Below are 25,170 nucleotides of genomic sequence, written 5' to 3'. Positions count from 1 at the left end.
TATACATTATATTTGCCCATTATAAATTATTATTACTATTACAATGCGTACAGGTACAGTTAAATTTTTCAATGAGTCAAAAGGTTACGGATTCATTACAGACGAAGAAACAGGAAAAGACATTTTTGTTCACGCTTCAGGAATCAACGCGGAAGAATTACGCGAAGGTGACAGAGTTAGCTATGAAGAAGAAGAAGGAAGAAAAGGAAAAGTTGCTGCGAAAGTAGCAGTTATCTAAGCAAAAATTTATTTTTTTGCCTACGAATGTTTAAACGTTTCGATTTATTTCGGAACGTTTTTTTTTGGTTAACGACTAAAATTCCGATATAAAATGCAGTTTCAAAACGTCTATTTATAATCATTAAAAATTAGAATGCGATTGCATTTTCACGCTAACTAAATTTCGGAATACACTTGTGTTTTAAATCCTTGAAACCTATCTTTGTGGCTTATTTTAGCACATAAAACACATTAATTATGCAATCTGATCAATTAAATTATATCCCCATTTTAATACAGTTTTTACTGGCTGTTGGATTTGTTGTGGGAACCATTATCGTTTCGGGGAAATTGGGCCCAAAAAGAACCTCAGAAATTAAGGACAAAAACTTTGAGTGTGGTGTTGAATCGGTTGGAAATGCACGTATTCCCTTCTCTGTAAAATACTTTCTTGTTGCCATATTATTCGTATTATTTGATGTCGAGGTGATTTTTCTTTATCCTTGGGCAATCAATTTCAAGGAATTGGGAATGGAAGGAATGGTTAAAATGATCATTTTCATGCTTTTGCTTTTGGTAGGTTTTTTCTACATCATAAAAAAGAAAGCGTTAGTCTGGGAATAAAAAAATAGTTTTAAATCTTGAATTTCAAATAAGTTTCATTCTAATTCAAAATTTACAATTTATAATTCAAAACAAAAAAAATGAGTAATTCAAGTATAAAAATGGTTGAGCCGCCAGAAGGTGTTGTAGGAGAAGGCTTCTTCGCTACAAAACTGAATGATGTAGTAGGTATGGCTCGTGCAAATTCGCTTTGGCCATTGCCTTTTGCAACATCATGTTGCGGGATTGAATTTATGGCAACCATGGCGTCACATTACGATTTGGCACGATTCGGTTCTGAACGCGTGAGTTTTTCTCCACGTCAGGCTGATATGCTAATGGTTATGGGAACCATTTCTAAAAAAATGGCGCCTATTTTACGTCAAGTATACGAACAAATGGCTGAACCAAGATGGGTTATAGCTGTTGGAGCATGCGCTTCTTCGGGAGGGATTTTTGACACTTATTCTGTTTTACAAGGAATAGACAAAGTGATCCCTGTAGATGTCTATGTTCCTGGATGTCCTCCAAGACCGGAACAAATCGTGGATGGCGTGATGAAATTACAAGAATTAGTTAGAACGGAATCCGTAAGAAGAAGAAGTTCTCCAGAATACCAAGAATTATTGGCTTCTTATAATATCAAATAACGAAATGGCTCTAGAAACAATAGAAATTCAGGACAAATTGACGGAAACGTTTGGCGAAAATGTTTTTCATTTTAACCAAGAAAAAGACGTGTTTTCATTTGAAGTGGCCGCCGACAAAATAACGGCAGTGATCCTTTTCCTGAAAAATGACCCAATATTGCGTTTTCATTTTTTAACTGATTTGTGCGGTATACATTATCCGGATAATGAAGTTGACAGGCAATTTGCAATTGTGTACCATTTGCATAATTGGTACGAAAACAAACGCATAAAAATCAAAGCCTTCATTAACGGTGAAAAACCGGAGATAAAAACGATTTCAAACATTTTCTTAAGCTCCAATTGGATGGAAAGAGAAACCTACGATTTTTATGGAGTAGATTTCATAGGACATCCGCAACTGAAGCGTATCTTGAATATGGATGAAATGATTTCTTTCCCGATGCGTAAAGAATTCCCAATGGAAGATGGCGGAAGAACAGATAAAGACGACCGTTTTTTCGGTAGAACAATAGACAATTGCTAAAAACAGAATATATAATTTTTCACATTCTATAAATGTCAGAACTATTATTACCACCAGAGCATCGATATGCTAAAATGATAAAAGAGAAGCTAAATGAGGATGGAAGCGAGCTTTCCATACTGAATTTAGGTCCTACTCACCCAGCTACACACGGAATTTTCCAGAATATTTTGTTGATGGATGGAGAGCGTATTTTAGAAGCCGAACCAACCATTGGTTACATTCACCGTGCCTTTGAAAAAATCGCCGAAAACCGTCCTTTTTACCAAATTACCCCACTTACTGACCGAATGAACTATTGCTCCTCTCCTATTAACAATATGGGATGGTGGATGACTTTGGAAAAACTGTTGGATATTGAAGTTCCTAAACGGGCTCAATATTTGAGAGTCATCGTAATGGAGTTGGCAAGAATTACTGACCACATCATTTGTAACTCCATCTTGGGAGTTGACACTGGCGCCTATACCGGTTTCCTTTATGTGTTCCAGTTCAGGGAAAAAGTATACGAAATCTATGAAGAAATTTGTGGTGCTCGTTTGACCACTAACATGGGAAGAATTGGTGGTTTCGAAAGAGACTGGTCACCGGAAGCTTTCAGAAAACTAGACGTGTTTTTAGAAGAATTCCCTGCAGCTTGGAAAGAATTTGAAAACCTATTCGAAAGAAACCGAATTTTTATCGACAGAACGGTTAATGTAGGGGCAATTTCTGCAGAACAAGCCATGGCTTACGGATTCACAGGACCCAACTTGCGTGCAGCCGGTGTAGATTACGATGTCCGAGTGGCACAACCATATAGTTCATACGAAGATTTCGACTTCATAATTCCAGTTGGAAAATCAGGAGACACATACGACCGTTTTTGCGTTCGTAACGCTGAAGTTTGGGAAAGTTTGAGCATCATTCGCCAAGCACTTGAAAAAATGCCGGAAGGAAATGAATATCATGCTGAAGTTCCTGACTACTATCTTCCTCCAAAAGAAGACGTTTACACCAATATGGAGTCATTAATATACCATTTCAAAATTGTAATGGGCGAAGTACCGGTTCCAGTGGCGGAAATATACCATCCTGTAGAAGGCGGAAACGGAGAATTAGGGTTTTATTTAGTAACAGACGGAAGTCGTACTCCATATAGATTGCATTTCAGAAGACCTTGTTTTATTTATTACCAAGCCTATCCAGAAATGATAAAAGGATCATTACTCTCTGATGCGATTGTTATTCTATCAAGTTTAAATGTAATCGCAGGAGAATTAGACGCATAAATTATGAAATGTACCCCTTACAAACAAGAAATAAAAATGACGGAAGAATTGATGAACCGTATCAATGAACTAATGAGTCATTATCCTGAAGACAAGAAAAAATCAGCTTTATTACCGATTTTACATGAAGTACAGGATGCTCATGACAATTGGCTGAGTACTGAATTAATGGACAAAGTGGCTGAAATCCTTCAAATATTACCGATTGAAGTTTACGAAGTGGTTTCGTTCTATTCCATGTACAATCAAAGACCTATCGGGAAATACATGTTTGAGTTCTGTCATACTTCTCCTTGTTGTTTAAAAGGAACCGAAGACTTGATGGATTACACTTGCGAAAAACTGGGTGTTAAAGTGGGCGAAATTACTCCAGACGGACTTTTTGAAGTAAAAGGAGTGGAATGTTTAGGAGCCTGTGGTTATGCACCGATGATGCAATTGGGTGATTTTTACAAAGAAAACCTTACCGAAGACAAAATTGATCAGCTAATAGCTGACTGTAGAGATAATAAAATAATATTACACGATAAATAAGATGTCAAAAAAAATATTATTAGATAAAATAAACGTTCCCGGGATCAAAACTTACGAGGTATATCGCCAAAATGGCGGTTATGCTTCGGTAGAAAAGGCAATGAAAGAAATGACTCCTGATGCAGTAGTGGAAGAGGTGAAAAACTCAGGACTTCGAGGTCGTGGTGGTGCCGGTTTCCCTGCTGGATTGAAATGGAGTTTTATTGACAAAAAATCAGGAAAACCAAGACATTTAGTTTGCAACGCAGATGAATCAGAACCGGGAACATTCAAAGACCGTTATTTGATGGAATTTATTCCTCACTTACTGATTGAAGGAATGATCACTTCCAGTTTTGCATTGGGCGCAAACCTATCGTATATCTACATCCGTGGGGAATACATGTGGGTTTACAAAATTCTGGAAAGAGCCATTGCCGAAGCGAAAGCTGCAGGATGGTTAGGAAAAAACATATTGGGAACCGGATACGACTTGGAACTTTACGTTCATTGTGGCGCTGGTGCTTACATCTGTGGCGAAGAAACCGCTTTGATCGAATCATTGGAAGGAAAAAGAGGGAATCCTCGCATCAAGCCACCATTTCCTGCAGTTTCTGGATTGTGGGCAAACCCTACAGTGGTAAATAACGTGGAAACAATCGCTTCAGTGCCATGGATCGTAAACAATTCAGGCGATGAATATTCAAAAATAGGAATTGGAAGATCGACAGGTACCAAATTAATTTCGGCTTCTGGGCATGTCAAAAATCCTGGTGTATATGAAATTGAATTGGGACTAAGCGTATACGAATTCATGAATTCTGACGAATATTTAGGAGGAATGAGTTCTATCAGACCTTTGAAGGCATTAGTACCTGGAGGTTCGTCTGTGCCAATTTTACCTGCTGATCTGATTTATAAAACAGCAAATGGCGATGACCGTTTGATGACTTATGAGTCTTTGAGTGATGGAGGATTTGCCACAGGATCGATGTTAGGTTCGGGTGGATTCATCGTATATGACGATACAGCTTGTATTGTAAGAAACACTTGGAATTTTGCCCGTTTTTATCATCATGAAAGTTGTGGACAATGTTCACCATGTCGCGAAGGGACAGGTTGGTTAGAAAAAGTACTGTGGCGTATCGAAAACGGTCAAGGACGTGAGGAAGATATCGATTTGCTTTGGAGCATCCAAAGTAAAATTGAAGGAAATACGATTTGTCCATTAGGGGACGCGGCTTCATGGCCTGTAGCAGCAGCTATTCGTCATTTCAGGGACGAGTTTGAATACCACGTTCGTTTCCCGGAAAAAATAAAAAACAGAAACCATTTTGTTGCAGAACCTTTTGAAAAGGTAAAGCATTTGGTTTCTAAAGTAATAGTATAAGTTAAGTCGAAGTTAAAAAGTCGAGCGTTATAAAACGATTGACATTAAGGCATAAATAAAATGAAAGTAACAATAGACGGTCAAGAAATTGAAGTTGAAGCAGGGACAACCATCTTGCAAGCGGCACGTATGATTGGAGGAGAATCAGTTCCCCCAGCAATGTGCTATTATTCTAAACTAAAGGGAAGCGGCGGAAAATGCCGTTGTTGTTTAGTGGAAGTAGCAAAAGGAAGCGAAGCAGATCCGAGACCAATGCCAAAACTGATGGCTTCCTGTGTAACGGGATGCATGGACGGGATGGAAGTGAACAGCAAATCTTCAGAAAGAGTAAGAGAAGCGAGACAATCCGTAACCGAATTTTTATTGATCAATCACCCATTGGATTGTCCAATTTGTGACCAAGCGGGAGAATGCGATTTGCAAGATTTGAGCTTCGAACACGGAAAATCAAAAAGCCGTTTCATAGAAGAGAAAAGAACTTTTGAACCAGAAAATATAGGTCCGAATATTCAATTACACATGAATCGTTGTATTCTTTGCTACCGTTGTGTAATGGTTGCTGATCAATTGACAGACAATCGTGTACACGGAGTTATGGACAGAGGAGACCATTCTAACATATCTACTTGTATCTCAAAAGCAATCGACAATGAATTCTCCGGAAACATGATCGATGTTTGCCCAGTGGGTGCATTAACCGACAAAACTTTCCGTTTCAAATCAAGAGTTTGGTTCAACAAGCCTTTTGATGCGCATAGAGACTGCGACAAATGTTGCGGGAAAACAACACTTTGGATGTTTGGTGACGAAATACAAAGAGTAACGGGAAGGAAAGACATTTACCATGAGGTAGAAGAATTCATCTGTAACGGATGTCGTTTTGACCATAAAGATCCAAAGGACTGGGTTATTGAAGGACCAAGAGAGTTTGACAAAGACTCTGTCATCAATCAAAACAATTACACACAAAAACTAGACACCGTTCATATTGCCACCGAAGAAGGGATTCTTAAAGGTAGAGAACAAGACCGCATAAAAATCAGTATGCCTGCTATCCCATTGGATAAAGAAGATGAGGAAAAATTTAAACACGGTAATCTTTAACGAATGGATAGTACTATAATTATAGAAAAGAGCGTCATCATTCTGGTTGTATTTGCAATTACGATGCTTATGGCCATGTATTCCACACTTGCCGAACGTAAGGTTGCAGCTTGGCTTCAAGACAGAATTGGGCCTAACAGAGCGGGTAAAGGCGGGATTTTACAACCTCTTGCCGATGGTTTGAAATTATTTTCGAAAGAAGAATTTGAGCCAAACACGCCAAATAGATTTTTGTTTTTCGTAGGACCAGCCATTGCCATGAGTACGGCTTTGATGACAAGCGCAGTTATTCCTTGGGGTGACAAGTTCCACCTTTTCGGGAGAGATATTATTTTACAAGCGACAGATATTGATGTTGCATTGCTATATGTTATTGGTGTGATGTCAGTGGGTGTTTACGGAATCATGATTGGTGGATGGGCTTCAAACAACAAGTTCTCTTTGATGGGAGCCGTTCGTGCCGCATCACAGATGATTTCTTATGAGGTAGCCATGGGATTGTCTATCATTGCTTTATTGATGATGACTGGGACATTGAGCCTAAGAGAAATTGCAGCTCAACAACCGGGGATGCATTGGAACGTATTTTACCAACCACTTTCCTTTTTCATTTTCTTGATTTGTGCATTTGCTGAAACTAACAGGACTCCTTTTGATTTAGCGGAATGCGAGAGTGAATTGATTGGTGGATACCACACCGAATATTCATCGATGAAAATGGGTTTCTACTTATTTGCTGAATATGCAAATATGTTTATTTCCTCCACTATCCTAGCTGTTTTATTCTTTGGGGCATACAATTATCCTGGAATGGCTTGGGCTGTTGAAAACTGGGGCGTAAATATTGCTAACGTAATAGGAATTGCTGTTTTATTTGCTAAAATATGTTTCTTCATCTTCTTTTACATGTGGGTAAGATGGACTATTCCAAGATTCAGATATGATCAATTGATGCATTTAGGTTGGAGAGTATTAATTCCATTATCTATCATCAATATTATCATCACTGGTTTGGTGATTTTAAGAGCAGAAATAGCAATTTATTTAGGATTTTAAATAGCATCAAAAAATGCCTAGCCCTGATAGCAGAGTAAATCCTTAAAGTTTTTTCTTTAAAAACTTTAAGATTGAAACGGATAGCAGGAATAAGCTTTAAATAAAAATTAAAAAATGTCAATAGAAGCCATCTCCTTATCGGGAAGAAAAAAGCAAGTCTCTAACAAAGAGATGACCTTTTGGGAAAGAATGTATATTGTTGCGATTGTCAAAGGTTTGATGATCACAATCAAGCATTTATTCACCAGAAAAGTTACGATTCAATATCCGGAAGAAGTTCGTGAAATGAGCCCTGTTTACCGTGGTCAACATATGTTGAAACGCGATGAGCAAGGTAGAGAAAACTGTACCGCTTGTGGATTATGCGCTTTATCATGTCCCGCGGAAGCGATTACGATGAAAGCGGAGGAACGTAAACCAGAAGAAAAACATTTGTACCGCGAGGAAAAATATGCATCGATATACGAAATCAATATGTTGCGTTGTATATTTTGTGGATTGTGCGAGGAAGCTTGTCCAAAAGACGCTATTTACTTGACTACCTCGAAAGTATTGGTTCCTTCAAGTTACGAAAGAGAAGATTTTATTTTTGGAAAAGATAAATTGGTCATGCCTTTAGATATCGCAATGAAAAATGCACAACTTAAAAACGCTAACTAATGTCAACTATACTTATTATTTTTTGTTTTTTATCTGCCATCACATTAGCGACTGCATTTATGACAATCTTTAGCAAAAACCCTATACACAGCGCGCTGTATCTTGTGGTTTGTTTTTTCTCGATTGCAGGACACTATTTATTGTTGAACTCGCAATTCTTGGCTGTGGTTCATATCATTGTGTACTCGGGAGCGATCATGATTTTGTTCTTATTTACTATCATGTTGATGAATTTGAATAAAGAAAATGAAGTTCACAAACCAAGAATCACACGTTTAGGGGCTATCGTTTCCTTTTGTTTGATTTGTCTGGTATTGCTTGCCGTTTTCATGAACTCAAAACCAATTATTGGACCGTATGATTTTACCGGTCAAGATTACCAATCCATAAAAGTTTTAGGAAAAGTGCTACTGAACGAGTACATGGTTCCTTTCGAATTCGCATCAATATTGCTTTTAGTGGCAATGATTGGAACTGTTCTATTGTCTAAAAAAGAAAAAACAGAGAAATAAAATGAACAATATTTTAAATGAAATAGGCATCGAAAACTATATCTTCCTTTCTGTGATACTTTTTAGTATTGGGGTTTTTGGAGTTTTATACAGACGAAATGCCATCATCGTATTTATGTCTATCGAAATCATGCTTAATGCAGTGAACCTTTTGTTTGTTGCTTTTTCGACCTACCATCAGGACGCCCAGGGACAAATTTTCGTGTTTTTCTCGATGGCTGTGGCCGCTGCCGAAGTCGCCGTAGGATTAGCCATTCTAGTTTCGATATTTAGAAATTTAGGTTCGATTGACATCAATAATTTAAAAAACTTAAAAGGATAAATTTCAATGGATACAAGTTTAACTTTACTCTTATTATTAGCTCCTTTTATAGGATTTTTATTTAATGTTTTCTTCGGAAAAAGTATCGGGAAATCGGCTTCCGGAATTATTGGGACGCTTACTGTCGCGGTTTCATTTGCCGCTTCTGTATACTTTTTCATGCAGATCAACCAAACCCAGCAACCCATCCAAATTCAATTGTTCGATTGGATTCAAATCAGTAATTTCAAGGTCGATTTTGGTTTTCTATTAGACCAATTATCTATTCTATGGTTGCTTTTTGTGACAGGAATTGGATCATTAATTCATATGTACTCGATCAGCTATATGCATGATGACGAGAACATGCATAAGTATTTTGCATATTTGAACCTGTTCATATTCTTCATGATCACTTTGGTAATTGGAAGTAATCTATTAGTATTATTCATCGGTTGGGAAGGAGTTGGACTTTGTTCTTATCTTCTTATCGGGTTCTGGCATAAAAACCAAGAGTTCAATGATGCTGCCAAGAAAGCATTTATCATGAATAGAATCGGGGATCTAGGATTGTTAATCGGCATATTCATCATCGGATCTTTGTTTTCCACTTTGGATTACGCAACCCTAAAAACAGCTATTGCTGGCGCTACCGATCTTAATATGTATTGGATTTCTGCAGCGGCTTTTGCTTTGTTCATTGGAGCTTGTGGAAAATCAGCACAAATACCTTTGTATACTTGGTTACCAGATGCGATGGCAGGGCCTACACCAGTTTCGGCATTAATACATGCTGCAACGATGGTAACTGCAGGTATCTTTATGATTACCAGATTGAATTTCGTTTTCGATTTAGCTCCAGACGTTCAAAACATCATTGCTATTGTAGGAGCCGTTACTTCTCTTGTGGCTGCAACTATTGCATTGGTTCAAACCGATATCAAAAAAGTACTGGCCTACTCTACTGTTTCTCAATTGGGGTTAATGTTCTTGGCATTAGGATTGGGTGCTTACGAAGTAGCCGTTTTCCACGTTATCACACACGCTTTCTTCAAAGCTTGTTTGTTCTTGGGTTCAGGTTCAGTAATACACGCTTTACATGGCGAACAGGACATGCGCAAAATGGGTGGATTGAAAAAAGTGATGACTATCACCTTTGTAACTTTCTTAATCTCTTCATTGGCCATTTCAGGAATCCCTCCTTTTTCAGGGTTTTTCTCGAAAGATGAAATCTTGATGGTAGCTTTTGAGCACAACAAAATACTTTGGTTCATCGCTTCATTGGCATCCCTAATGACCGCTTTCTATATGTTCCGACTCTTGTACCTTACCTTCTTCAACGATTTTAGAGGTACTGCAGAACAAAAAAGTCATTTGCACGAAAGTCCTGCACTTATTACTTTTCCACTAATTGTCTTGGCAATATTAGCGGCATTAGGAGGATTGATAAGTTTACCAAGTAATAGTTGGTTAAATGAATACCTATCGCCTTTATTTACAAAAGTAGCTACAGAAGAACATCACTTTGGCACTTCGGAATATATGTTAATGTTAATTGCAGTGATCGGTGGGTTAGTCGGAATTGGGATTGCCTATTCCAAATACATCAAACAGAACCTCGTTCCTGAGGAGGATGCAAAAATCGGTGGTTTTGCCAAAGTGCTTTACAATAAATACTATGTTGACGAAATTTACGATTCCATATTCGTGAAATCAATAAACGGTTTGTCAAAATTCTTTAGAGATAATGTGGAAACCACTTTGTCGACTTTAGTTTTCGGATTAGGAAAAGTAACCTACGAAATAGGTTTTCAAGGTAAAAAATTACAAAACGGAAGCATCGGACGTTACCTTTTTGTTTTTGTATTGGGCATCTGTGCCATCATAACCTATTTATTTTTAGCTCAATAATTTTATACTATGAATGTATCTCTAATATTAATTATACTTTTAGTTGGCGCAATTGCAACTTATATCGCTGGTGACAAACTGGCTTCAAAAGTCGCTTTGTTCTTTGGATTATCCGCTCTAGGATCTTCGATTGTATTGTTAAACCATTTTAATTTGGGTGAAAACATTAGCTTTTTGCACCAATGGATCAACCAACCCAATGTTTCTTTTGCCCTAAAAGCCGATGGATTATCAATAGCCATGCTTTTATTGACAACGGCATTGACACCGATTATCATTTTCACTTCATTTGGAACTGAATACAAAAATGCGAAAGCCTTTTATTCGTTAATCCTATTTATGTCATTTGCAATGGTCGGAACTTTCCTTGCAGCAGATGGACTTTTATATTATATCTTCTGGGAACTATCTTTAATCCCTATTTACTTTATTGCTTTAATTTGGGGTAACGGTGATACCGAAGAACGTAAAAAAGCGGTGGTAAAATTCTTTATCTACACTCTTGCAGGTTCCTTGTTTATGCTTATTGCATTCATATACTTATACCAACAAGCGGGAAGCTTCTTGATAGAAGACCTATACAAATTGAACTTATCAGCGACAGAACAATTATGGATATTCCTGGCATTCTTCTTAGCTTATGCTATTAAAATCCCAATTATTCCTTTCCATACATGGCAAGCGAATGTATACCAAAAAGCACCAGCCGTAGGTACAATGCTTCTTTCTGGAATCATGTTAAAAATGGGTCTTTACAGTATAATTCGTTGGCAATTACCTATTGCTCCGCTTGCAGCAAAAGAATACATGTATATCTTCATCAGCCTTGGAGTTGCTGGAGTACTTTACGGTTCAATTGTGGCTTTGAGACAAAAAGACTTGAAGAAACTATTGGCTTACTCTTCATTAGCCCACGTTGGACTAATCGCGGCAGGTACATATACTTTGACTATTGACGGACTACGCGGTGCGGTTTTACAAATGATTGCCCACGGATTTGTAGTGGTTGGGTTGTTCTTCATCTCTGAAATAATTTTCAGAAGATACGAAACCAGGACTATTGCTGAAATGGGTGGCATTCGCACACAATCGCCAAAATTCGCCTCGATGTTCTTGCTTTTAGTATTAGCATCAGTGGCATTGCCTACCACTTTTAACTTTGTCGGTGAGTTTACCGTATTGTATAGCCTTTCTCAAATCAATGTTTGGTTTGCCTTTTTAGGAGGAACAACAATTATCTTGGGTGCTTACTATATGTTGAAAATGTATCAACAAGTAATGCTGGGAGAAACAAATACAAAAGTGTTTGCTGATGTAACGTTCAAAGAAGGACTCGCTTTGGTTCTAATCATTGCGGTATTATTCTTTTTCGGAATGTATCCAAAACCAATTACCGACTTGATCACTCCAAGTTTGGAAAATATATTAACTCAAATCAATAGAATTAACTAGTCAAATAAAAAAAATGAATACATTAATAGCTATAATAGGATTAGGTGTTTTATGCCTTTTATTTGAAATTTTCGAATTAAGGAAAGCCATCGTTCCCATAACAATTATTGGATTATTGGCCGTTCTTGGTCTGAACATATCTGAATTTAATTCTCCTGAAGCATATTACAATAACATGATTATTGTAAATAAGTTTTCCACTGCATTCTCTGGTTTGTTTATCATACTAACAATTTTCTTGGTGGCATTGAGTCATAAGTTTTATGAAAACCATCAAACTAAAATATCAGATTTCATTGCCATAAAAGTGTTTTTACTGGCAGGAACGGTAGCAATGGTTTCTTTTGGAAACTTAGCGATGTTCTTCTTGGGAATCGAAGTGTTGTCTATTGCGCTATACATTTTGGCGGCAAGCAACCGATTGAGTATCAAAAGTAATGAAGCAGGATTGAAATATTTCCTAATGGGATCTTTCGCTTCTGGGATTATATTGTTCGGTATTTGTTTGATCTACGGAGCCATGGGAACATTTGATGTTACAGAAATAAGCGAACTATCAAGGTCTGCAGAACTACCAGTTTGGTTTCCAATTGGAATCGTTTTAGTGACAATCGGAATGTTTTTCAAAATAGCGGCTGTACCATTTCATTTTTGGGCGCCAGATGTTTACGAAGGTTCCCCAGCTTTGACAACTGCTTTAATGAGCACTTTGGCGAAAGTCGTAGCTATCGCTACATTGTTTAAATTACTGAACGTTATGAATGCAGACCTCTCTGCTTCTTTCCAAATAGTTGTCGTGATCATATCTATGGCTTCTATGACGCTGGGAAATATTATGGCATTACGACAAGTGAATGTCAAAAGGATGTTGGCCTACTCCGGTATTTCGCATGCCGGGTTCATGTTGATGACTTTACTAAGCGTGACCAATGCTGCAGGAAGTTTATTGTATTACACTTCAGCTTATGCCCTAGCAGGAATCGCAGCTTTCAGTGTAATTCTATATGTGTGTAAAAACACAGAAAACGAAGACATCACCAATTTCCACGGATTAGGAAAGACCAACCCATTATTGGCCGCCATTCTAACCGCGTCTTTATTGTCTATGGCCGGTATCCCTATTTTTGCAGGATTTTTTGCGAAAATGGTTTTGTTCAACCAAACGATCCAAGCGGGTTATATCGCTTTAGTTATAGTTGCCGTAGTGAATTCGATTATAAGCGTAGGATACTACTTTAAATTGATCCTGGCGATGTACACCAAAGAACCAAACGAAACAAGAACAGGAACTCCAGTTGTTATTTACGCTGTTGCCGTGATTGCGATTGTTTTGAATATCGCTTTGGGTTTATTCCCATCATTGGTATTGGACTTGCTGGCATAATAATTCAACTAATAATATCCGAAAACCCATCAAGAGCAATTTTGATGGGTTTTTTGCTTATAAAGAATTACCGATTTCTCAGTCTATCCTCTACAATTCCCAATTAAAAGATAAACCCCATATAGTTCCAAAGAAGATTCCTTACATTTGTATATACAAACAATTGAAGCTCCAATAAATAAAAATACAATGGAAAATAAACTGAAAATACAAATCTGGTCGGACATCATGTGTCCTTATTGCTACATAGGGAAAAGAAGGATTGAAGGCGCTTTAGAACAATTCGAGCATAAAGATGCCGTCGAAATCGAATGGAAAAGTTTCCAGTTGGACTCCAGCTTCGTCGCATCGGAAGACGATGATATGGTAGAACACTTGGCTACGAAATACCAAAAAGACAAACAGTGGGCCCAGGAAATGATGCACAGTATGACGCAAAACGCCAAAAATTCAGGATTGGATTTCCATTTTGAGAAGGCGATAATGGCCAATTCATTTAATGCGCATCGTCTGCTACATTTGGCCAAGAAACACAATCTATCAGATCAACTGGAAGAACTGCTGTTTAAAGCTTACTTGACCGAGGGTAAAAACATAAATAATTTACAAACCTTAAGCCAACTAGGATCAGAAGCGGGACTGGACATTAAAGAAATTGAAGCCGTTTTGCATTCTGATACTTACGCAAAAGAAGTTAAGCAGGATATACTTGAAGCACAGTCAATAGGCGTCCAAGGGGTTCCGTTCTTCGTCTTTGACAATAAATATGCGGTGTCAGGAGCACAACATGTTGAAACATTCATTAAAACCCTAGAAAAAGTATGGGAAGAAGGTGAATTCAAATCAAAACCAACGCTGCTGAACACCAGCGATGGCGACAGTTGCGGTATAGACGGCTGCGACTAGAGTACTCCATAAAACAAAAAACCCGCTGACAAAAATATCAGCGGGTTTCTTTTTAACAACTTGTGACTAACTATCTTCTATTTATTCTTACATCCAAACTTCCCGTAACTTTAGTGTCAGCAGCTTTCACTTTAGTGTCACTTTTCTTGAAATAGTACTGGTCTTGTTCATCTGAATCATCTTCATAACGAGTAGGCACTTCATCTCGACCTCTTTCGTTTCCATACTGGTAGTCGTTCTCATAACGGTTAATTTGGATAGGTCCTTCAAATTCACGTCCTTTCACAGACCCTACTATGTCAACAATCTGACCACGACGGTTGTAGATAATCTGTAATCCTCCCACTTGTTCCAAAGCGAAACGGTTGTAAGTCATGTAAACCGAACCAACTCGTTTGATTCTACCATTCGCATCATAATTAACAAAAACATTTCCAATACGTCTCACTTTTCCGAAAGCATCATGCTCTACTTTAACGCCAAAATCTTGTCTTCTGTTATTCATCGGGGCTCCATAAGTCCTGTTTACATTTCCCCTACCGTTATTCGGTTTGAAATACGTTTCTCTCGTAGATGGACGCGTATTGAAATCGAATTGACCGTCAGCGAAAACGAAGAACTCCACTCCTCTTTCGGTAAATACAATTGGATCGGCATTTCTAAAGTCTACCGCATACCTTCTCTCGTGGGCGCTTTTAACTTTTTCTGTGGCATTCGCTATACTTCCGCCTAATACGAAGATACTAGCTACTAAAAGGGTAATTTTTTTCATGATAATTATATTTTGTGTTTTGCCTACTCTTGAGCTTTTCGGCTTACGCTTTTGCTTATTTGATTTGGTATATTCAAGTAGCGTGCCAAAACTATTTTGTTGGCTTTTGGCGTTAAGAATCCGAAGCATTTTTAATGACACAAAATATTATTAATCAACTATTTACCGTTTATAAACGGCCAAGCAAAAGTTTTTTTTTAAGAAATAAAGAACAACTGTTTTATCATCCAGTCGGTACAGAAGAACACCTTTTTTTGCTGTTCTTAACTAATGCGAATTAAGGATTACATCACTCTTAGATTGCTGATAGCAGGCAATATCCTAAAACAGAAGGGCTAGTATTTGGGCAATATCCATAAAAAAAAGCCTGTAATACTTGATAAACAAGTATTTACAGACTTTTTAAGTACCCGGAGCCGGAGTCGAACCGGCACGGTTTCCCACAGGTGTTTGAGACCAGCGCGTCTACCAATTCCGCCATCCGGGCTTAGCAGACATGAAATAGCGACAGCTATTTCAACGCAATAAAAGATGAGATTGTTATAAATCAACCATCGATTCCTTTAACACGGTGCAAATGTAAAAAATAATATTAAAAATTCTACTAAAAATACTTAATTTTTTCCTTTCACAGTTGAATAAATTTCATAAATTTGCAGCTCGTTAAAAACGAGACACACAACTAACTACAAAACAACAAATTAAATGTCACACCTAGAACCAGAAGCTAAAATTTTTGCTTGTTCACAAAGTGTTTATCTAGCGGAACAGATTGCCGAAAAATACGGAATCCCATTAGGTAAGGTTACCATGTCAAAATACAGTGACGGTGAGTTCCAGCCTTCTTATGAAGAGTCTATCAGAGGCTTACGTGTGTTTATTGTTTGTTCCACATTTCCAAATTCAGACAACCTGATGGAATTGTTACTTATGATAGATGCTGCAAAACGTGCTTCGGCGAGACATATAACTGCTGTAATTCCTTACTTCGGTTGGGCAAGACAGGATAGAAAAGACAAGCCGAGAGTTCCGATAGGAGCAAAACTAACGGCAAAATTGTTAGAAACTGCCGGAGCAACAAGAATCATGACCATGGATTTGCATGCAGATCAGATTCAAGGATTTTTTGAGAAACCAGTTGACCACCTTTTCGCATCTACAATATTTTTACCATATGTAAAAAGCTTGGGATTAGAAAATTTGACTATAGCATCTCCTGATATGGGAGGTTCAAAAAGAGCTTACGCCTATTCTAAATTTTTAGATTCAAGCGTAGTAATCTGTTACAAACAGAGAAAAGAAGCAAACATCATCGACACCATGGAATTGATTGGTGAAGTGAAAGACAAGCATGTAATCCTTGTGGACGACATGATTGACACTGGTGGCACATTGGCGAAAGCCGCTGATTTGATGATTGAAAAAGGGGCATTGAGCGTTAGAGCGATTTGTACTCACGCCATATTATCAGGTGATGCTTACGAAAAAATAGAAAATTCTAAGTTATTGGAATTGATAGTTACCGATTCTATTCCTTTGAAGAAAAAATCGAACAAAATAAGAGTAGTGAGTTGTGCACCTCTTTTCGCCGAAGTTATGCACATGGTGCACCACAACAATTCCATCAGTGGAAAATTTTTAATGTAGCAACTGACCTAAAGGCGAAAGCCAATAGACTTGCCGTTAAAAAAAAGCTTAAAGCATTGCGCTTAAAGCGACAAACAAGTAATTTATTATTATTAACTATATATTTTTTACAATGAAATCGATTACAATTAAAGGATCAGAAAGAGAAAGCGTGGGAAAAGTTGCGACTAAAGCCTTACGTAATGCTGGAGCGGTTCCTTGCGTGTTATACGGAGGAGATCAACCAGTACATTTTTCAGCAGAAGAAAAAACATTCAAAAGCTTGGTTTACACTCCAAATGCACACACAGTTGTGATTGATTTGGGTAGCAAAAAATCATTCAATGCAATTCTTCAAGACATTCAGGTTCACCCTGTGTCTGACAAGATCTTGCATATTGACTTCTTTCAAATTTTTGAAGACAAAGAAATCACTATGGAAGTACCAGTTAAAATCATTGGTTCCTCTAAAGGAGTTATGGCTGGTGGAGATTTACGTTTAAACAACCGTAAACTTAAAGTAAAAGCGTTGCCAAAAAATCTTCCTGATTTTATCGAAGCGGACATTACTCCACTTGACATGGGTAACAAATTATACGTTACTAAAGTGCCAACTCCAAACTTCAAAATCATGCACCCTGACAATACAGTAATTTGTCAAGTGAAGATCTCACGTGCAGCTATGAAAGCAGCTCAAGAAGCAGCAAAAGCAGCAAAAGCGGGACCTGCAAAAGGAAAGAAAAAATAATATTTTTTCAAGTATTTCAAAAAGCATCAGTTGCAAAACTGGTGCTTTTTTTATGCCCAAATTTTACCGTTTGGACGTATTTTCTTTTTAGAAGCAGAAATCAATCAATTTCAAAGACGAGTTTTCCTGCTGTCCACTATATCTTTCATGCCAAGCACTGGCATAAAAGGATGCCATTCCCATCAGGGCTATCCAAAAAATTATTCTCCCTTAATTGCATTTTTCAATCCTATTTCAATCAAATAAACTTATTTTTGCAGCATGATAAAATGGATAAGAACTATATTTTCATCAGAACAAACAGCAGACAATACTGATTCCATTAAACCAGAGGTTCACGAACACCAAAAAAACAATATAAAAAGCATGAGTAATAAATTTTTAATTGTGGGACTTGGCAATATTGGCGCTGCGTACGTGAATACCCGTCATAATATCGGGTTCAAAATACTTGATCATTTTGCCAAAAAAGAAGGGCTTTCGTTCGAAACCGTCAAGTTGGGCTCACTAGCTACATACAAATTCAAGGGAAGGACTTTTTTTCTCTTGAAGCCCAATACTTACATGAATTTAAGCGGGAAAGCAGTGCAATATTGGATGGAAAAAGAAAACATCCCACTAGAAAACCTACTGGTAATTACGGATGATTTGAATCTGTCCTTTGGAACCATCCGCATCAAACCAAAAGGAAGCGACGGCGGTCACAATGGACTAAAGAACATCAACTTAATCCTAAACACTAATCAATATACCCGCTTTCGATTTGGCATCAGTGACGAGTTCAAAAAGGGGAAACAAATAGATTACGTGTTGGGCGATTGGGATGATGCAGAAAAGACCGCTCTTCCAGAAAGACTGGAAATAGCATCTGAAATCATAAAATCATTTGGAACCGCAGGACTGGAAAATACCATGACCGCATTTAACGGAAAATAAAAAAGGGAAGCATATAAATACGCTTCCCTTTTTTGCTTTCTATACAATAATTATTGAATCACTATCTTTTTGACTTCCCTTCGTTCTCCGTCAATAACAGTCAATAAGTAAAGCCCCGCTTGCACGTTTTTCAATTGAATGTTTTCATTGAAATTACTTTCGTTTTCATAGTTCTTTTCGAATAGTTTTCTGCCCAATAAATCATGAACCAGCACTTTCACTCCATCTGTGGATTGACTCGTGAACCGCACATTGAAAACGCCCTTGTTTGGGTTCGGATACATCACAAAATCACTAATTTCAAAATCCTCTGCAGACAATGTAAACGTTTGCGCACAAATTGTTATCGATGCCGAATTTAATGTCCCCAAATCTCCAGAATAAGCATCCCTGACTCTGAATGTCCAAGTTCCTTCAGGGTTTTCACCGTTAAATGCAGCTAAGGCCTGAAAAGGGGCCACCGTTTGGGCGGTGGTGGATCCGCAAGCAAGATCTCCACCCGAATCGTCGTAGTTTATAACTAAAGTGCTATTTTTATTTCCGCAACTCTTATCAAACAATTTTACGGTTGTGCCTTTTGGGCTTATTATTTCCATTTCAACGTCCGCGAGAAAGGCATGAGTAAAATTCACATTAAAATCAACATCGGAAATGGACTCTGTCGAAGCGGGATATATGATTGTCCTTGTTGTATAAGCCGCCTGTTCCGGTATTGGGAATGGCGCAGAAAAAGAATAGGAACTGCAGTTTGTTTTAACCGAATACCCTATCGAAAAAGGACTGCTATTAATGGCATAAAAAATATTTGCGGTCGGCTCAATTAAAATCCGACAATTTTTGGCCGTAATATTTGGCACCGCAACTGTCTGGGAACCATCGTTTGGAGTATTAGCCACCAAAACTGTCGGAAAAGTCAATCCACCGTTAGTGGAAAGTCTAATGTTTACATTTGCTGATCCGCCCAAGGCCTCAGACCCATTCACGCTCCAAGTTATCGTTTGATTTGTCCCTTGAAACCAGCTTTGGTTTTCCGTATTCTGCGAGGTTACAGCAAATGGACCGGTTGCTCCACTTACATTTACTATCATTTCGTCTGAATTAGTTTGTGCAGTTCCCAGCGCTGCATTGTCCCTAGCCGTTAACACAAAATGAAGCGTTCTTGCCACACTCGACACCGATTCCCATTTACTCGTTAATTTATTAAACAAGACGCTGTTGTAAGCCGGCATATACCTTATTGGGGTACTTCCAGGATACAAAGATCGAAACAAAGGTCCGTCCGTCTTTGTAGGAACGGCCAAGCTATTCCCACTACCTGAAGTGATCGCTGAATCATTTTGTTCCCAAGTATAGGTTATTACATCACCATCAATGTCTGATCCCGTGCCTTTTAAAACAAAAGCGGTTCCTTTTGGAATCGTATAATCGAGACCTGCGCTTATAATTGGAGAACTATTTGTTAAAGGGGTGCTAACAGGACAGGTTTTTGTATTTAGATTATCCTGAATTTGCTTAATGCTGGCATACGCAAAATAATCATCGGAACTATTTTGAACATCGTAATCCGTTGTTATTCCAGCATATCCCATAATAGTGGACCCGCTACCAGGCTCAACATTTACTCCGGTTCCCTCAGGCGAATATGAAAAAGTGTGATTCGCACCAAGTTGGTGTCCCATCTCATGAGCAACAAAATCGATGTCAAAGGTATCACCTTGGGGCTTGCCATCTGCCGGTGAAGTATAGGCGCTGCCCTTAGCTAACGGAGTGTCTATCGAGGGGGGCACACAAACACATCCTATACAACCGGCATTCCCGCCTCCCCCTGAAGCTCCAAATAGATGACCAATGTCATAATTGTCACTACCTATTTTATTGGTTAAATTCGTCTGTAATTCCTGAGCCCAATCACCTCCAACACCAGCGGTTGCCTCCGAATAAGGGTCCGTAGTGGCATTAGTGTATATTATCAAATTGTTGTTTGCAATAATAGTCAACTTTACGGCCAAATCTTTATTAAAAATACCATTGACGCGTGTCATAGTCGCATTCATTGCCGCAAGTGCTTTGGCCTGTGTCCCTCCATGAAAAGCGCCATACTCACCAGTGCAGGACAGGGCTAAACGCAATGTTTTAAAAATTTTATTATTAGCCGAAATTTTACTCGTCTTACTGAGCAGTTGTTGATTAAGTGCCACATCTTCCGTTTTACAAGAGAAAGGCAAACTTCCAACATTTTTGTTTTTTGAACTAAAAACAACATATGAATTTTTGTCGTTGGAGGAAGCCTCAATAAATTCCGACCCACTATCTCCTCTTAAAACCATGGTCTGGATCCCTTCTGGAGACAAACTAAAATTAATGGTAGATTTAGTATCAGTAAGCCCAATTCCAGAGTAAGCCCTGATGTCAGGATATTTAGCTTGCAATTCAGGTTCTAAATTGGAAGACTCCCATACCAGAAACTTCTCCATAGCTCCACTTATGTTTGGAATATTAATTTCCACTCTTCGCTCTTTTTGGGTCTTGCTGCTAACTGTTGCCAATGATTGCATGAACATCTCTTGATCTAAACGAAACAAGACTTGTTTATTAGAACCGGATCCATTGGTCTTATTATCAAAAGAAGGCGAAGAACCTTGATCAATTCTTTTCCAAGGGATCTGATTTTGGGCTTGGATAGACGAACACCAAACCAAGATAAATATGTATAGGATATTTTTTTTCATGGCTAAACAATAATTACACTCCAAAATTAAAGCATTTAACTTAATACATAATGCAAAACCCCATAATATGTCATACATAAATTTAATTCTTTATTTTAAACTATTAGCTCCCATTTCCTCTTAATTCGATGAAAATCGATTCACTATACTTTGCATTTAAAATAGATAGTATAAATTTGCGGCACGATAAAACACATATTTTGAAAATTTTTCATTCGATACAAGATTTCAGTGCCACAAAAAAAACCATTCTCACTTTAGGTACTTTTGACGGGGTACACTTTGGGCATAAAAAAATCTTGGAAAGGGTATTGCAAAATACCGAAATTGACAAATATGAAAGTCTGGTGCTGACATTTTTCCCGCATCCCCGGATTGTATTGCAGGAGAAATCCAACATAAAACTACTGAATACCATGTCGGAAAAAATTTCCTTACTGGAACAGACCGGGATTCAAAACCTTATCATTCACCCCTTCGATGAAAGCTTCTCAAGATTGACCGCAGAGGAATTTGTCAGTTCGGTACTTGTCGATCAATTGCACATCCATAAAATCATTATCGGGCATGATCATCGTTTTGGAAGAAACCGAACAGCAAATATTGACGATCTAATCTGTTTTGGTAATCAATATGGGTTTGAAGTGGAACAAATATCCGTCCAGGAAATAAATGAAATCTCAGTGAGTTCCACTAAAATCAGAAAAGCACTGTCAGAAGGGAATATGACATTGGCAAACAATTATTTGGGGTATGACTATTTCCTGACTGGTACGGTTTTCAAAGGAAAACAGCTAGGAAGAACGATTGGGTTTCCCACTGCAAACTTAAAAATCAAGGAAGATTACAAACTGATTCCCAAAAATGGCGTTTACATCGTAAAAAGTACCATTGAGCAAGAAACTGTTTACGGAATGATGAATATCGGTTTTAACCCAACGGTCGATGGAGAAAATTTATCCATTGAAATTCATTATTTTAATTTCGATTCGGACTTATATGACCAAGAAATAACGGTTTCCATACTCCAATATATACGTCCGGAACAAAAATTTGATTCAGTTGACTTATTAAAAGTACAATTGGAAAAAGACAAGAAATTCGCATTAGCTTACATGAATGCACTTCGATAAAATTAAAAAATTTCTTAGTACTTTTCGTAAAGTATATTTATATTTTATGTAAATTTGATAGGTATTGTCCTGTTTATCAAAGAGATGATTTTTTAACTTTAAAAACCCAAAAGTATGAAACTGCCAAAAGAATTATACAACGGAATCATTATTTTCATTGGTATTGGCCTCTATTTTATGTTAATGGAGATTTTGGGACTCGCCGATTTATACTACTTGCGCCTATTTAACGTTTTATTTGTCTTTTATGGCACCAACAGAACGCTCAAAATGAACTACCGAGAAGGGAAGACCATATTTGTCAGCAACGCCGTTTCCGCACTACTAACTTCTCTCACAGGGGTGTTTTTAAGTATTGTCGGCCTGATTGCCTACAGCTACATTAAAGGTGGTGATGCCTACTTGCAATCCTTATCAAAAACCTTCCTGTTTGGAGGCACACCATCAATTATGACTTACAGCATCAGTTTGCTTTTTGAAGGAATCGTGTCCGCTGTAATAGTCTCCTTTATGCTAATGCTCTATTGGGACACGCGTTATGTTTCTGACAAACATGAAGTCAAATAAGGAGATTCGTCCTTCTGAAAAAAACACCAGCTATTTCATTTCAAATTGCCTTTTTTTAAAATAACATCCTGTTCGTTTCAAGTAAAAAAAGCGATAAAACATTTTACAAAAAAAGAAACATATGAAACTACCAAAAGAACTGCTGAACGGATTTGTTATATTCATTGGGATTACGGCTTATTTCCTATTGATGAACGCTTTGGGATATGGCAATTCGTTTTATTGGCGTCTCGTCAACATCTTTTTTGTTTTTTATGGAGTTAACAGAACCATCAAAATGAATGTTGAAGAAGGACAAAAAGACTTCGTTTCCAATGCCGTTTCAGCAATAGTCACCTCATTGGTTGGAGTGTTTTTAAGCATCATAGGATTAATCGTTTATAGCTATATGCAAGGGGGTGACGAGTATGTTCAATCGTTATCCAAAACTTTTTTGTTTGGCGGGAATCCGTCGATATTCAGCTATTCCGTCAGTTTGCTTTTTGAAGGGATTGCCTCTTCGGTAATTGTCACCATGCTGCTGATGCTATATTGGAACAACCGCCTTACAACCGATTAACTAAGCTTAATAAACGATCTTCAAGTGGTTTTTCAACAGCATTAGATTGCTTCTTTAGTACAATTTGTTTACTTTTGGCTCATCAAAAAATCGCATCAATGAGCATCACAAAACACAATTGGACAAGAGAAGAAATTATTGCAATCTATAATAAGCCTATGATGGATTTGCTTTACGAGGCAGCTTCCATTCATAGAGAGCATCATGACCCAAACGTGGTTCAAGTTTCAACATTATTGTCTATCAAAACAGGTGGTTGCCCAGAGGATTGCGGTTATTGCCCTCAGGCCGCAAGATATCACACCTCGGTGGAAGGCAATGACCTGATGTCAGTTAGCCAAGTAAAAGCCCAAGCCTTGCGAGCAAAATCAAGCGGGTCTTCCAGGGTATGCATGGGAGCGGCTTGGAGAAACGTAAAAGACGGCCCCGAGTTTGACCAAGTACTGGAGATGGTTCGTACCATCAACAAACTGGAGATGGAAGTTTGCTGCACCCTTGGTATGATCACTGAAAACCAAGCACAACGTTTGGCAGAAGCAGGTTTATACGCTTACAACCATAACTTAGACACATCGGAGGAATACTATAAAGAAGTGATATCCACCCGCGGATTCGAAGACCGTTTGCAAACCATTGAAAACGTACGTAAAACTAACGTTACCGTTTGTAGCGGAGGGATTATAGGTATGGGCGAAAGTATTGAAGACAGAGCCGGAATGCTCGTCGCTCTTTCGACTTTAAATCCGCAACCCGAATCAGTGCCAATCAATGCTTTGGTTCCCGTTGAAGGAACCCCAATGGAAGAAGAAAAACCGGTTGAAATATGGGAAATGATTCGAATGGTGGCAGCCACAAGAATTATAATGCCCGAAACCCAAGTTCGCTTATCAGCAGGCAGAATGAACATGAGTCGTGAAGGTCAAGCGATGTGCTTTTTTGCCGGAGCCAACTCAATTTTTGCTGGTGACAAATTGTTGACCACACCAAACCCAGACGTAAATGAAGACATGAAAATGTTTGAAATGTTAGGATTGAATCCTCAAAAACCATTTACTAAAGTTTCACAACCTTCTACTGTTGAAGCAACTGACTCTCAATTCCTGCCGCTTGGCGAAAAACCAAAATGGTCACGCCCTGGCCACACAATTGACAGGAATCTTGAAGCCTCCACTAAAAGAAAATAAATTTTCACACATAAGCAAAAAACCCATTCAGCTCAAAACTGAATGGGTTTTTCTATGAGTTATTACATCCAAAACCCTAATAAATTATCTTCTTGGTCATTGATTTACCGTCCTGTAAAACTACCTTGACAAACAAAACTTGTTGGCTGGAAATTAAGTTGGTTATCTTATTTTCGATATTGGCAACGTTTATATTTTTATAAATTTGTTTGCCCGAAAAATCATAAATTAATACATTGTCAATCGGCTAATTTGCTGATTTTATTAGTATTTCCTTATTCATATTTAAAATTAGGACACCATGTCTTCAAAATCATCTGTATAAGGTTTTATTAGCATAACTCAATATAAAACGATCATTATATGCCCCGTTTTCAGTAGTAAAAGTATAGGCTCCCGCTTTTAAATCGGTAACCGTATGGCTCAGTTTGTTTTGCAAAAACACATCCATTGCGGTT

General features: G+C 38.0%; 27 protein-coding genes and 1 tRNA gene. 23 read left to right on the top strand and 5 right to left on the bottom strand.

All coding sequences use genetic code 11. The annotated features are described in order from the left end of the window. Positions 1–43 precede the first annotated feature (43 nt). From VIH09_RS09285 to VIH09_RS09210, 16 genes are all read left to right on the top strand, one after another. Positions 44–238, top strand: coding sequence for a cold-shock protein (locus VIH09_RS09285; RefSeq protein ID WP_007137066.1), 195 nt, complete (start codon positions 44–46; stop codon positions 236–238). A 239-nt stretch (positions 239–477) separates the two neighbouring features. Next, a complete protein-coding gene (locus VIH09_RS09280) occupies positions 478–843 on the top strand; it encodes an NADH-quinone oxidoreductase subunit A (RefSeq protein WP_331580217.1) in 366 nt (121 codons plus the stop codon). 80 nt (positions 844–923) lie between these two features. Then, on the top strand, positions 924–1,472 hold the full coding sequence (locus tag VIH09_RS09275) for an NADH-quinone oxidoreductase subunit B (RefSeq protein WP_007137064.1): 549 nt from the start codon (positions 924–926) through the stop codon (positions 1,470–1,472). Between the two features lie 4 nt (positions 1,473–1,476). Next, positions 1,477–1,998: an NADH-quinone oxidoreductase subunit C gene (locus VIH09_RS09270; RefSeq protein ID WP_331580215.1), complete on the top strand. Its 522-nt coding sequence runs from the start codon at positions 1,477–1,479 to the stop codon at positions 1,996–1,998. A gap of 32 nt (positions 1,999–2,030) precedes the next feature. Further along, the gene (locus VIH09_RS09265) at positions 2,031–3,269 is read left to right on the top strand and encodes an NADH-quinone oxidoreductase subunit D (protein ID WP_331580213.1); all 1,239 of its coding nucleotides are present in this window, start codon (positions 2,031–2,033) and stop codon (positions 3,267–3,269) included. Positions 3,270–3,272: 3 nt separating this feature from the next. Further along, positions 3,273–3,803: an NAD(P)H-dependent oxidoreductase subunit E gene (locus VIH09_RS09260; RefSeq protein WP_331580211.1), complete on the top strand. Its 531-nt coding sequence runs from the start codon at positions 3,273–3,275 to the stop codon at positions 3,801–3,803. A gap of 1 nt (position 3,804) precedes the next feature. Further along, on the top strand, positions 3,805–5,172 hold the full coding sequence (gene nuoF / locus VIH09_RS09255; RefSeq protein ID WP_331580208.1) for an NADH-quinone oxidoreductase subunit NuoF: 1,368 nt from the start codon (positions 3,805–3,807) through the stop codon (positions 5,170–5,172). 60 nt (positions 5,173–5,232) lie between these two features. Continuing rightward, positions 5,233–6,276: a 2Fe-2S iron-sulfur cluster-binding protein gene (locus VIH09_RS09250; RefSeq protein WP_331580206.1), complete on the top strand. Its 1,044-nt coding sequence runs from the start codon at positions 5,233–5,235 to the stop codon at positions 6,274–6,276. A gap of 3 nt (positions 6,277–6,279) precedes the next feature. Next, positions 6,280–7,332: an NADH-quinone oxidoreductase subunit NuoH gene (gene nuoH, locus VIH09_RS09245; protein ID WP_331580204.1), complete on the top strand. Its 1,053-nt coding sequence runs from the start codon at positions 6,280–6,282 to the stop codon at positions 7,330–7,332. A gap of 114 nt (positions 7,333–7,446) precedes the next feature. Then, the gene (locus VIH09_RS09240) at positions 7,447–7,992 is read left to right on the top strand and encodes an NADH-quinone oxidoreductase subunit I (protein WP_331580202.1); all 546 of its coding nucleotides are present in this window, start codon (positions 7,447–7,449) and stop codon (positions 7,990–7,992) included. Continuing rightward, positions 7,992–8,504: an NADH-quinone oxidoreductase subunit J gene (locus VIH09_RS09235; RefSeq protein ID WP_331580200.1), complete on the top strand. Its 513-nt coding sequence runs from the start codon at positions 7,992–7,994 to the stop codon at positions 8,502–8,504. The genes VIH09_RS09240 and VIH09_RS09235 overlap by 1 nt, the downstream gene beginning before the upstream one ends. A 1-nt stretch (position 8,505) precedes the next feature. Then, positions 8,506–8,826, top strand: coding sequence for an NADH-quinone oxidoreductase subunit NuoK (gene nuoK, locus VIH09_RS09230; RefSeq protein WP_007137055.1), 321 nt, complete (start codon positions 8,506–8,508; stop codon positions 8,824–8,826). Positions 8,827–8,832: 6 nt separating this feature from the next. Continuing rightward, positions 8,833–10,716: an NADH-quinone oxidoreductase subunit L gene (gene nuoL / locus VIH09_RS09225; protein WP_331580197.1), complete on the top strand. Its 1,884-nt coding sequence runs from the start codon at positions 8,833–8,835 to the stop codon at positions 10,714–10,716. A 9-nt stretch (positions 10,717–10,725) separates the two neighbouring features. Further along, positions 10,726–12,168: an NADH-quinone oxidoreductase subunit M gene (locus tag VIH09_RS09220; RefSeq protein WP_331580195.1), complete on the top strand. Its 1,443-nt coding sequence runs from the start codon at positions 10,726–10,728 to the stop codon at positions 12,166–12,168. Positions 12,169–12,181: 13 nt separating this feature from the next. Beyond that, positions 12,182–13,552, top strand: coding sequence for an NADH-quinone oxidoreductase subunit N (locus VIH09_RS09215; RefSeq protein ID WP_331580193.1), 1,371 nt, complete (start codon positions 12,182–12,184; stop codon positions 13,550–13,552). A 189-nt stretch (positions 13,553–13,741) separates the two neighbouring features. After that, positions 13,742–14,458 (top strand): DsbA family oxidoreductase, encoded by a 717-nt coding sequence (locus tag VIH09_RS09210; RefSeq protein ID WP_331580190.1) that lies wholly within the window; start codon positions 13,742–13,744, stop codon positions 14,456–14,458. 70 nt (positions 14,459–14,528) lie between these two features. On the opposite strand, the gene VIH09_RS09205 is transcribed toward VIH09_RS09210, so the two are convergent. Together VIH09_RS09205 and VIH09_RS09200 are read right to left on the bottom strand one after the other, a co-directional pair. Then, entirely contained in the window at positions 14,529–15,230 is a 702-nt protein-coding gene (locus tag VIH09_RS09205; protein ID WP_331580188.1) for a hypothetical protein, read from the bottom strand. Between the two features lie 407 nt (positions 15,231–15,637). Continuing rightward, positions 15,638–15,717 (bottom strand) — tRNA-Leu (locus tag VIH09_RS09200). A gap of 218 nt (positions 15,718–15,935) precedes the next feature. Between VIH09_RS09200 and VIH09_RS09195 the strand changes: the two genes are divergently transcribed. The 3 genes from VIH09_RS09195 to pth all read left to right on the top strand — a co-directional run bounded on the left by VIH09_RS09195 (position 15,936) and on the right by pth (position 18,540). Further along, complete coding sequence (locus VIH09_RS09195) at positions 15,936–16,877, top strand: ribose-phosphate pyrophosphokinase (RefSeq protein WP_331580186.1); 942 nt, start codon at positions 15,936–15,938, stop codon at positions 16,875–16,877. A gap of 112 nt (positions 16,878–16,989) precedes the next feature. Further along, positions 16,990–17,604 carry a 50S ribosomal protein L25/general stress protein Ctc gene (locus VIH09_RS09190; protein ID WP_331580183.1) on the top strand — a complete coding sequence of 205 codons (615 nt, stop codon included), beginning with the start codon at positions 16,990–16,992 and terminating at the stop codon, positions 17,602–17,604. 261 nt (positions 17,605–17,865) lie between these two features. Beyond that, a complete protein-coding gene (gene pth, locus VIH09_RS09185; RefSeq protein WP_331580181.1) occupies positions 17,866–18,540 on the top strand; it encodes an aminoacyl-tRNA hydrolase in 675 nt (224 codons plus the stop codon). A gap of 50 nt (positions 18,541–18,590) precedes the next feature. Here pth and VIH09_RS09180 read toward each other — a convergent pair whose 3' ends face one another. After that, a complete protein-coding gene (locus VIH09_RS09180) occupies positions 18,591–21,269 on the bottom strand; it encodes a reprolysin-like metallopeptidase (RefSeq protein WP_331580179.1) in 2,679 nt (892 codons plus the stop codon). Positions 21,270–21,469: 200 nt separating this feature from the next. Here VIH09_RS09180 and VIH09_RS09175 point away from each other — a divergent pair, with 200 nt between their 5' ends. The 4 genes from VIH09_RS09175 to bioB all read left to right on the top strand — a co-directional run bounded on the left by VIH09_RS09175 (position 21,470) and on the right by bioB (position 24,712). After that, on the top strand, positions 21,470–22,402 hold the full coding sequence (locus tag VIH09_RS09175) for a bifunctional riboflavin kinase/FAD synthetase (RefSeq protein WP_331580177.1): 933 nt from the start codon (positions 21,470–21,472) through the stop codon (positions 22,400–22,402). A 114-nt stretch (positions 22,403–22,516) separates the two neighbouring features. Then, positions 22,517–22,969 carry a hypothetical protein gene (locus tag VIH09_RS09170; protein ID WP_331580175.1) on the top strand — a complete coding sequence of 151 codons (453 nt, stop codon included), beginning with the start codon at positions 22,517–22,519 and terminating at the stop codon, positions 22,967–22,969. A gap of 121 nt (positions 22,970–23,090) precedes the next feature. Continuing rightward, on the top strand, positions 23,091–23,528 hold the full coding sequence (locus VIH09_RS09165) for a hypothetical protein (RefSeq protein ID WP_331580173.1): 438 nt from the start codon (positions 23,091–23,093) through the stop codon (positions 23,526–23,528). Positions 23,529–23,626: 98 nt separating this feature from the next. Beyond that, positions 23,627–24,712, top strand: coding sequence for a biotin synthase BioB (gene bioB, locus VIH09_RS09160; RefSeq protein WP_331580171.1), 1,086 nt, complete (start codon positions 23,627–23,629; stop codon positions 24,710–24,712). Between the two features lie 76 nt (positions 24,713–24,788). Here the strand turns inward: bioB and VIH09_RS13625 are convergent, their stop codons facing one another. Both VIH09_RS13625 and VIH09_RS09155 read right to left on the bottom strand, forming a co-directional pair. Then, positions 24,789–24,956, bottom strand: coding sequence for a T9SS sorting signal type C domain-containing protein (locus VIH09_RS13625; RefSeq protein WP_414656152.1), 168 nt, complete (start codon positions 24,954–24,956; stop codon positions 24,789–24,791). Between the two features lie 69 nt (positions 24,957–25,025). After that, entirely contained in the window at positions 25,026–25,163 is a 138-nt protein-coding gene (locus tag VIH09_RS09155; protein WP_331580169.1) for a hypothetical protein, read from the bottom strand. Positions 25,164–25,170 lie beyond the last annotated feature (7 nt).

The sequence above is a fragment of the Flavobacterium sp. genome (assembly GCF_036515215.1).
Taxonomy (GTDB): domain Bacteria; phylum Bacteroidota; class Bacteroidia; order Flavobacteriales; family Flavobacteriaceae; genus Flavobacterium.
Note: the sequence above shows the minus strand (reverse complement) of the source record. Positions and strands in the feature narration are given on the sequence as shown.

What these genes read in the sequence shown, in the direction of transcription:
- VIH09_RS09260 (WP_331580211.1), top strand. Translation starts at nt 3,273, where the DNA reads ATGAAATGTACCCCTTACAAACAAGAAATAAAAATGACGGAAGAATTG.
- nuoH (WP_331580204.1), top strand. Translation starts at nt 6,280, where the DNA reads ATGGATAGTACTATAATTATAGAAAAGAGCGTCATCATTCTGGTTGTA.
- VIH09_RS09280 (WP_331580217.1), top strand. Translation starts at nt 478, where the DNA reads ATGCAATCTGATCAATTAAATTATATCCCCATTTTAATACAGTTTTTA.
- nuoF (WP_331580208.1), top strand. Translation starts at nt 3,805, where the DNA reads ATGTCAAAAAAAATATTATTAGATAAAATAAACGTTCCCGGGATCAAA.
- VIH09_RS09220 (WP_331580195.1), top strand. Translation starts at nt 10,726, where the DNA reads ATGAATGTATCTCTAATATTAATTATACTTTTAGTTGGCGCAATTGCA.
- VIH09_RS09165 (WP_331580173.1), top strand. Translation starts at nt 23,091, where the DNA reads ATGAAACTACCAAAAGAACTGCTGAACGGATTTGTTATATTCATTGGG.
- pth (WP_331580181.1), top strand. Translation starts at nt 17,866, where the DNA reads ATGATAAAATGGATAAGAACTATATTTTCATCAGAACAAACAGCAGAC.
- VIH09_RS09155 (WP_331580169.1), bottom strand. Translation starts at nt 25,163, where the DNA reads ATGGATGTGTTTTTGCAAAACAAACTGAGCCATACGGTTACCGATTTA.
- VIH09_RS09275 (WP_007137064.1), top strand. Translation starts at nt 924, where the DNA reads ATGAGTAATTCAAGTATAAAAATGGTTGAGCCGCCAGAAGGTGTTGTA.
- VIH09_RS09265 (WP_331580213.1), top strand. Translation starts at nt 2,031, where the DNA reads ATGTCAGAACTATTATTACCACCAGAGCATCGATATGCTAAAATGATA.
- nuoK (WP_007137055.1), top strand. Translation starts at nt 8,506, where the DNA reads ATGAACAATATTTTAAATGAAATAGGCATCGAAAACTATATCTTCCTT.
- VIH09_RS09195 (WP_331580186.1), top strand. Translation starts at nt 15,936, where the DNA reads ATGTCACACCTAGAACCAGAAGCTAAAATTTTTGCTTGTTCACAAAGT.
- VIH09_RS09235 (WP_331580200.1), top strand. Translation starts at nt 7,992, where the DNA reads ATGTCAACTATACTTATTATTTTTTGTTTTTTATCTGCCATCACATTA.
- VIH09_RS09215 (WP_331580193.1), top strand. Translation starts at nt 12,182, where the DNA reads ATGAATACATTAATAGCTATAATAGGATTAGGTGTTTTATGCCTTTTA.
- bioB (WP_331580171.1), top strand. Translation starts at nt 23,627, where the DNA reads ATGAGCATCACAAAACACAATTGGACAAGAGAAGAAATTATTGCAATC.
- nuoL (WP_331580197.1), top strand. Translation starts at nt 8,833, where the DNA reads ATGGATACAAGTTTAACTTTACTCTTATTATTAGCTCCTTTTATAGGA.
- VIH09_RS09210 (WP_331580190.1), top strand. Translation starts at nt 13,742, where the DNA reads ATGGAAAATAAACTGAAAATACAAATCTGGTCGGACATCATGTGTCCT.
- VIH09_RS09270 (WP_331580215.1), top strand. Translation starts at nt 1,477, where the DNA reads ATGGCTCTAGAAACAATAGAAATTCAGGACAAATTGACGGAAACGTTT.
- VIH09_RS09190 (WP_331580183.1), top strand. Translation starts at nt 16,990, where the DNA reads ATGAAATCGATTACAATTAAAGGATCAGAAAGAGAAAGCGTGGGAAAA.
- VIH09_RS09170 (WP_331580175.1), top strand. Translation starts at nt 22,517, where the DNA reads ATGAAACTGCCAAAAGAATTATACAACGGAATCATTATTTTCATTGGT.
- VIH09_RS09180 (WP_331580179.1), bottom strand. Translation starts at nt 21,269, where the DNA reads ATGAAAAAAAATATCCTATACATATTTATCTTGGTTTGGTGTTCGTCT.
- VIH09_RS09240 (WP_331580202.1), top strand. Translation starts at nt 7,447, where the DNA reads ATGTCAATAGAAGCCATCTCCTTATCGGGAAGAAAAAAGCAAGTCTCT.
- VIH09_RS09285 (WP_007137066.1), top strand. Translation starts at nt 44, where the DNA reads ATGCGTACAGGTACAGTTAAATTTTTCAATGAGTCAAAAGGTTACGGA.
- VIH09_RS09205 (WP_331580188.1), bottom strand. Translation starts at nt 15,230, where the DNA reads ATGAAAAAAATTACCCTTTTAGTAGCTAGTATCTTCGTATTAGGCGGA.
- VIH09_RS09250 (WP_331580206.1), top strand. Translation starts at nt 5,233, where the DNA reads ATGAAAGTAACAATAGACGGTCAAGAAATTGAAGTTGAAGCAGGGACA.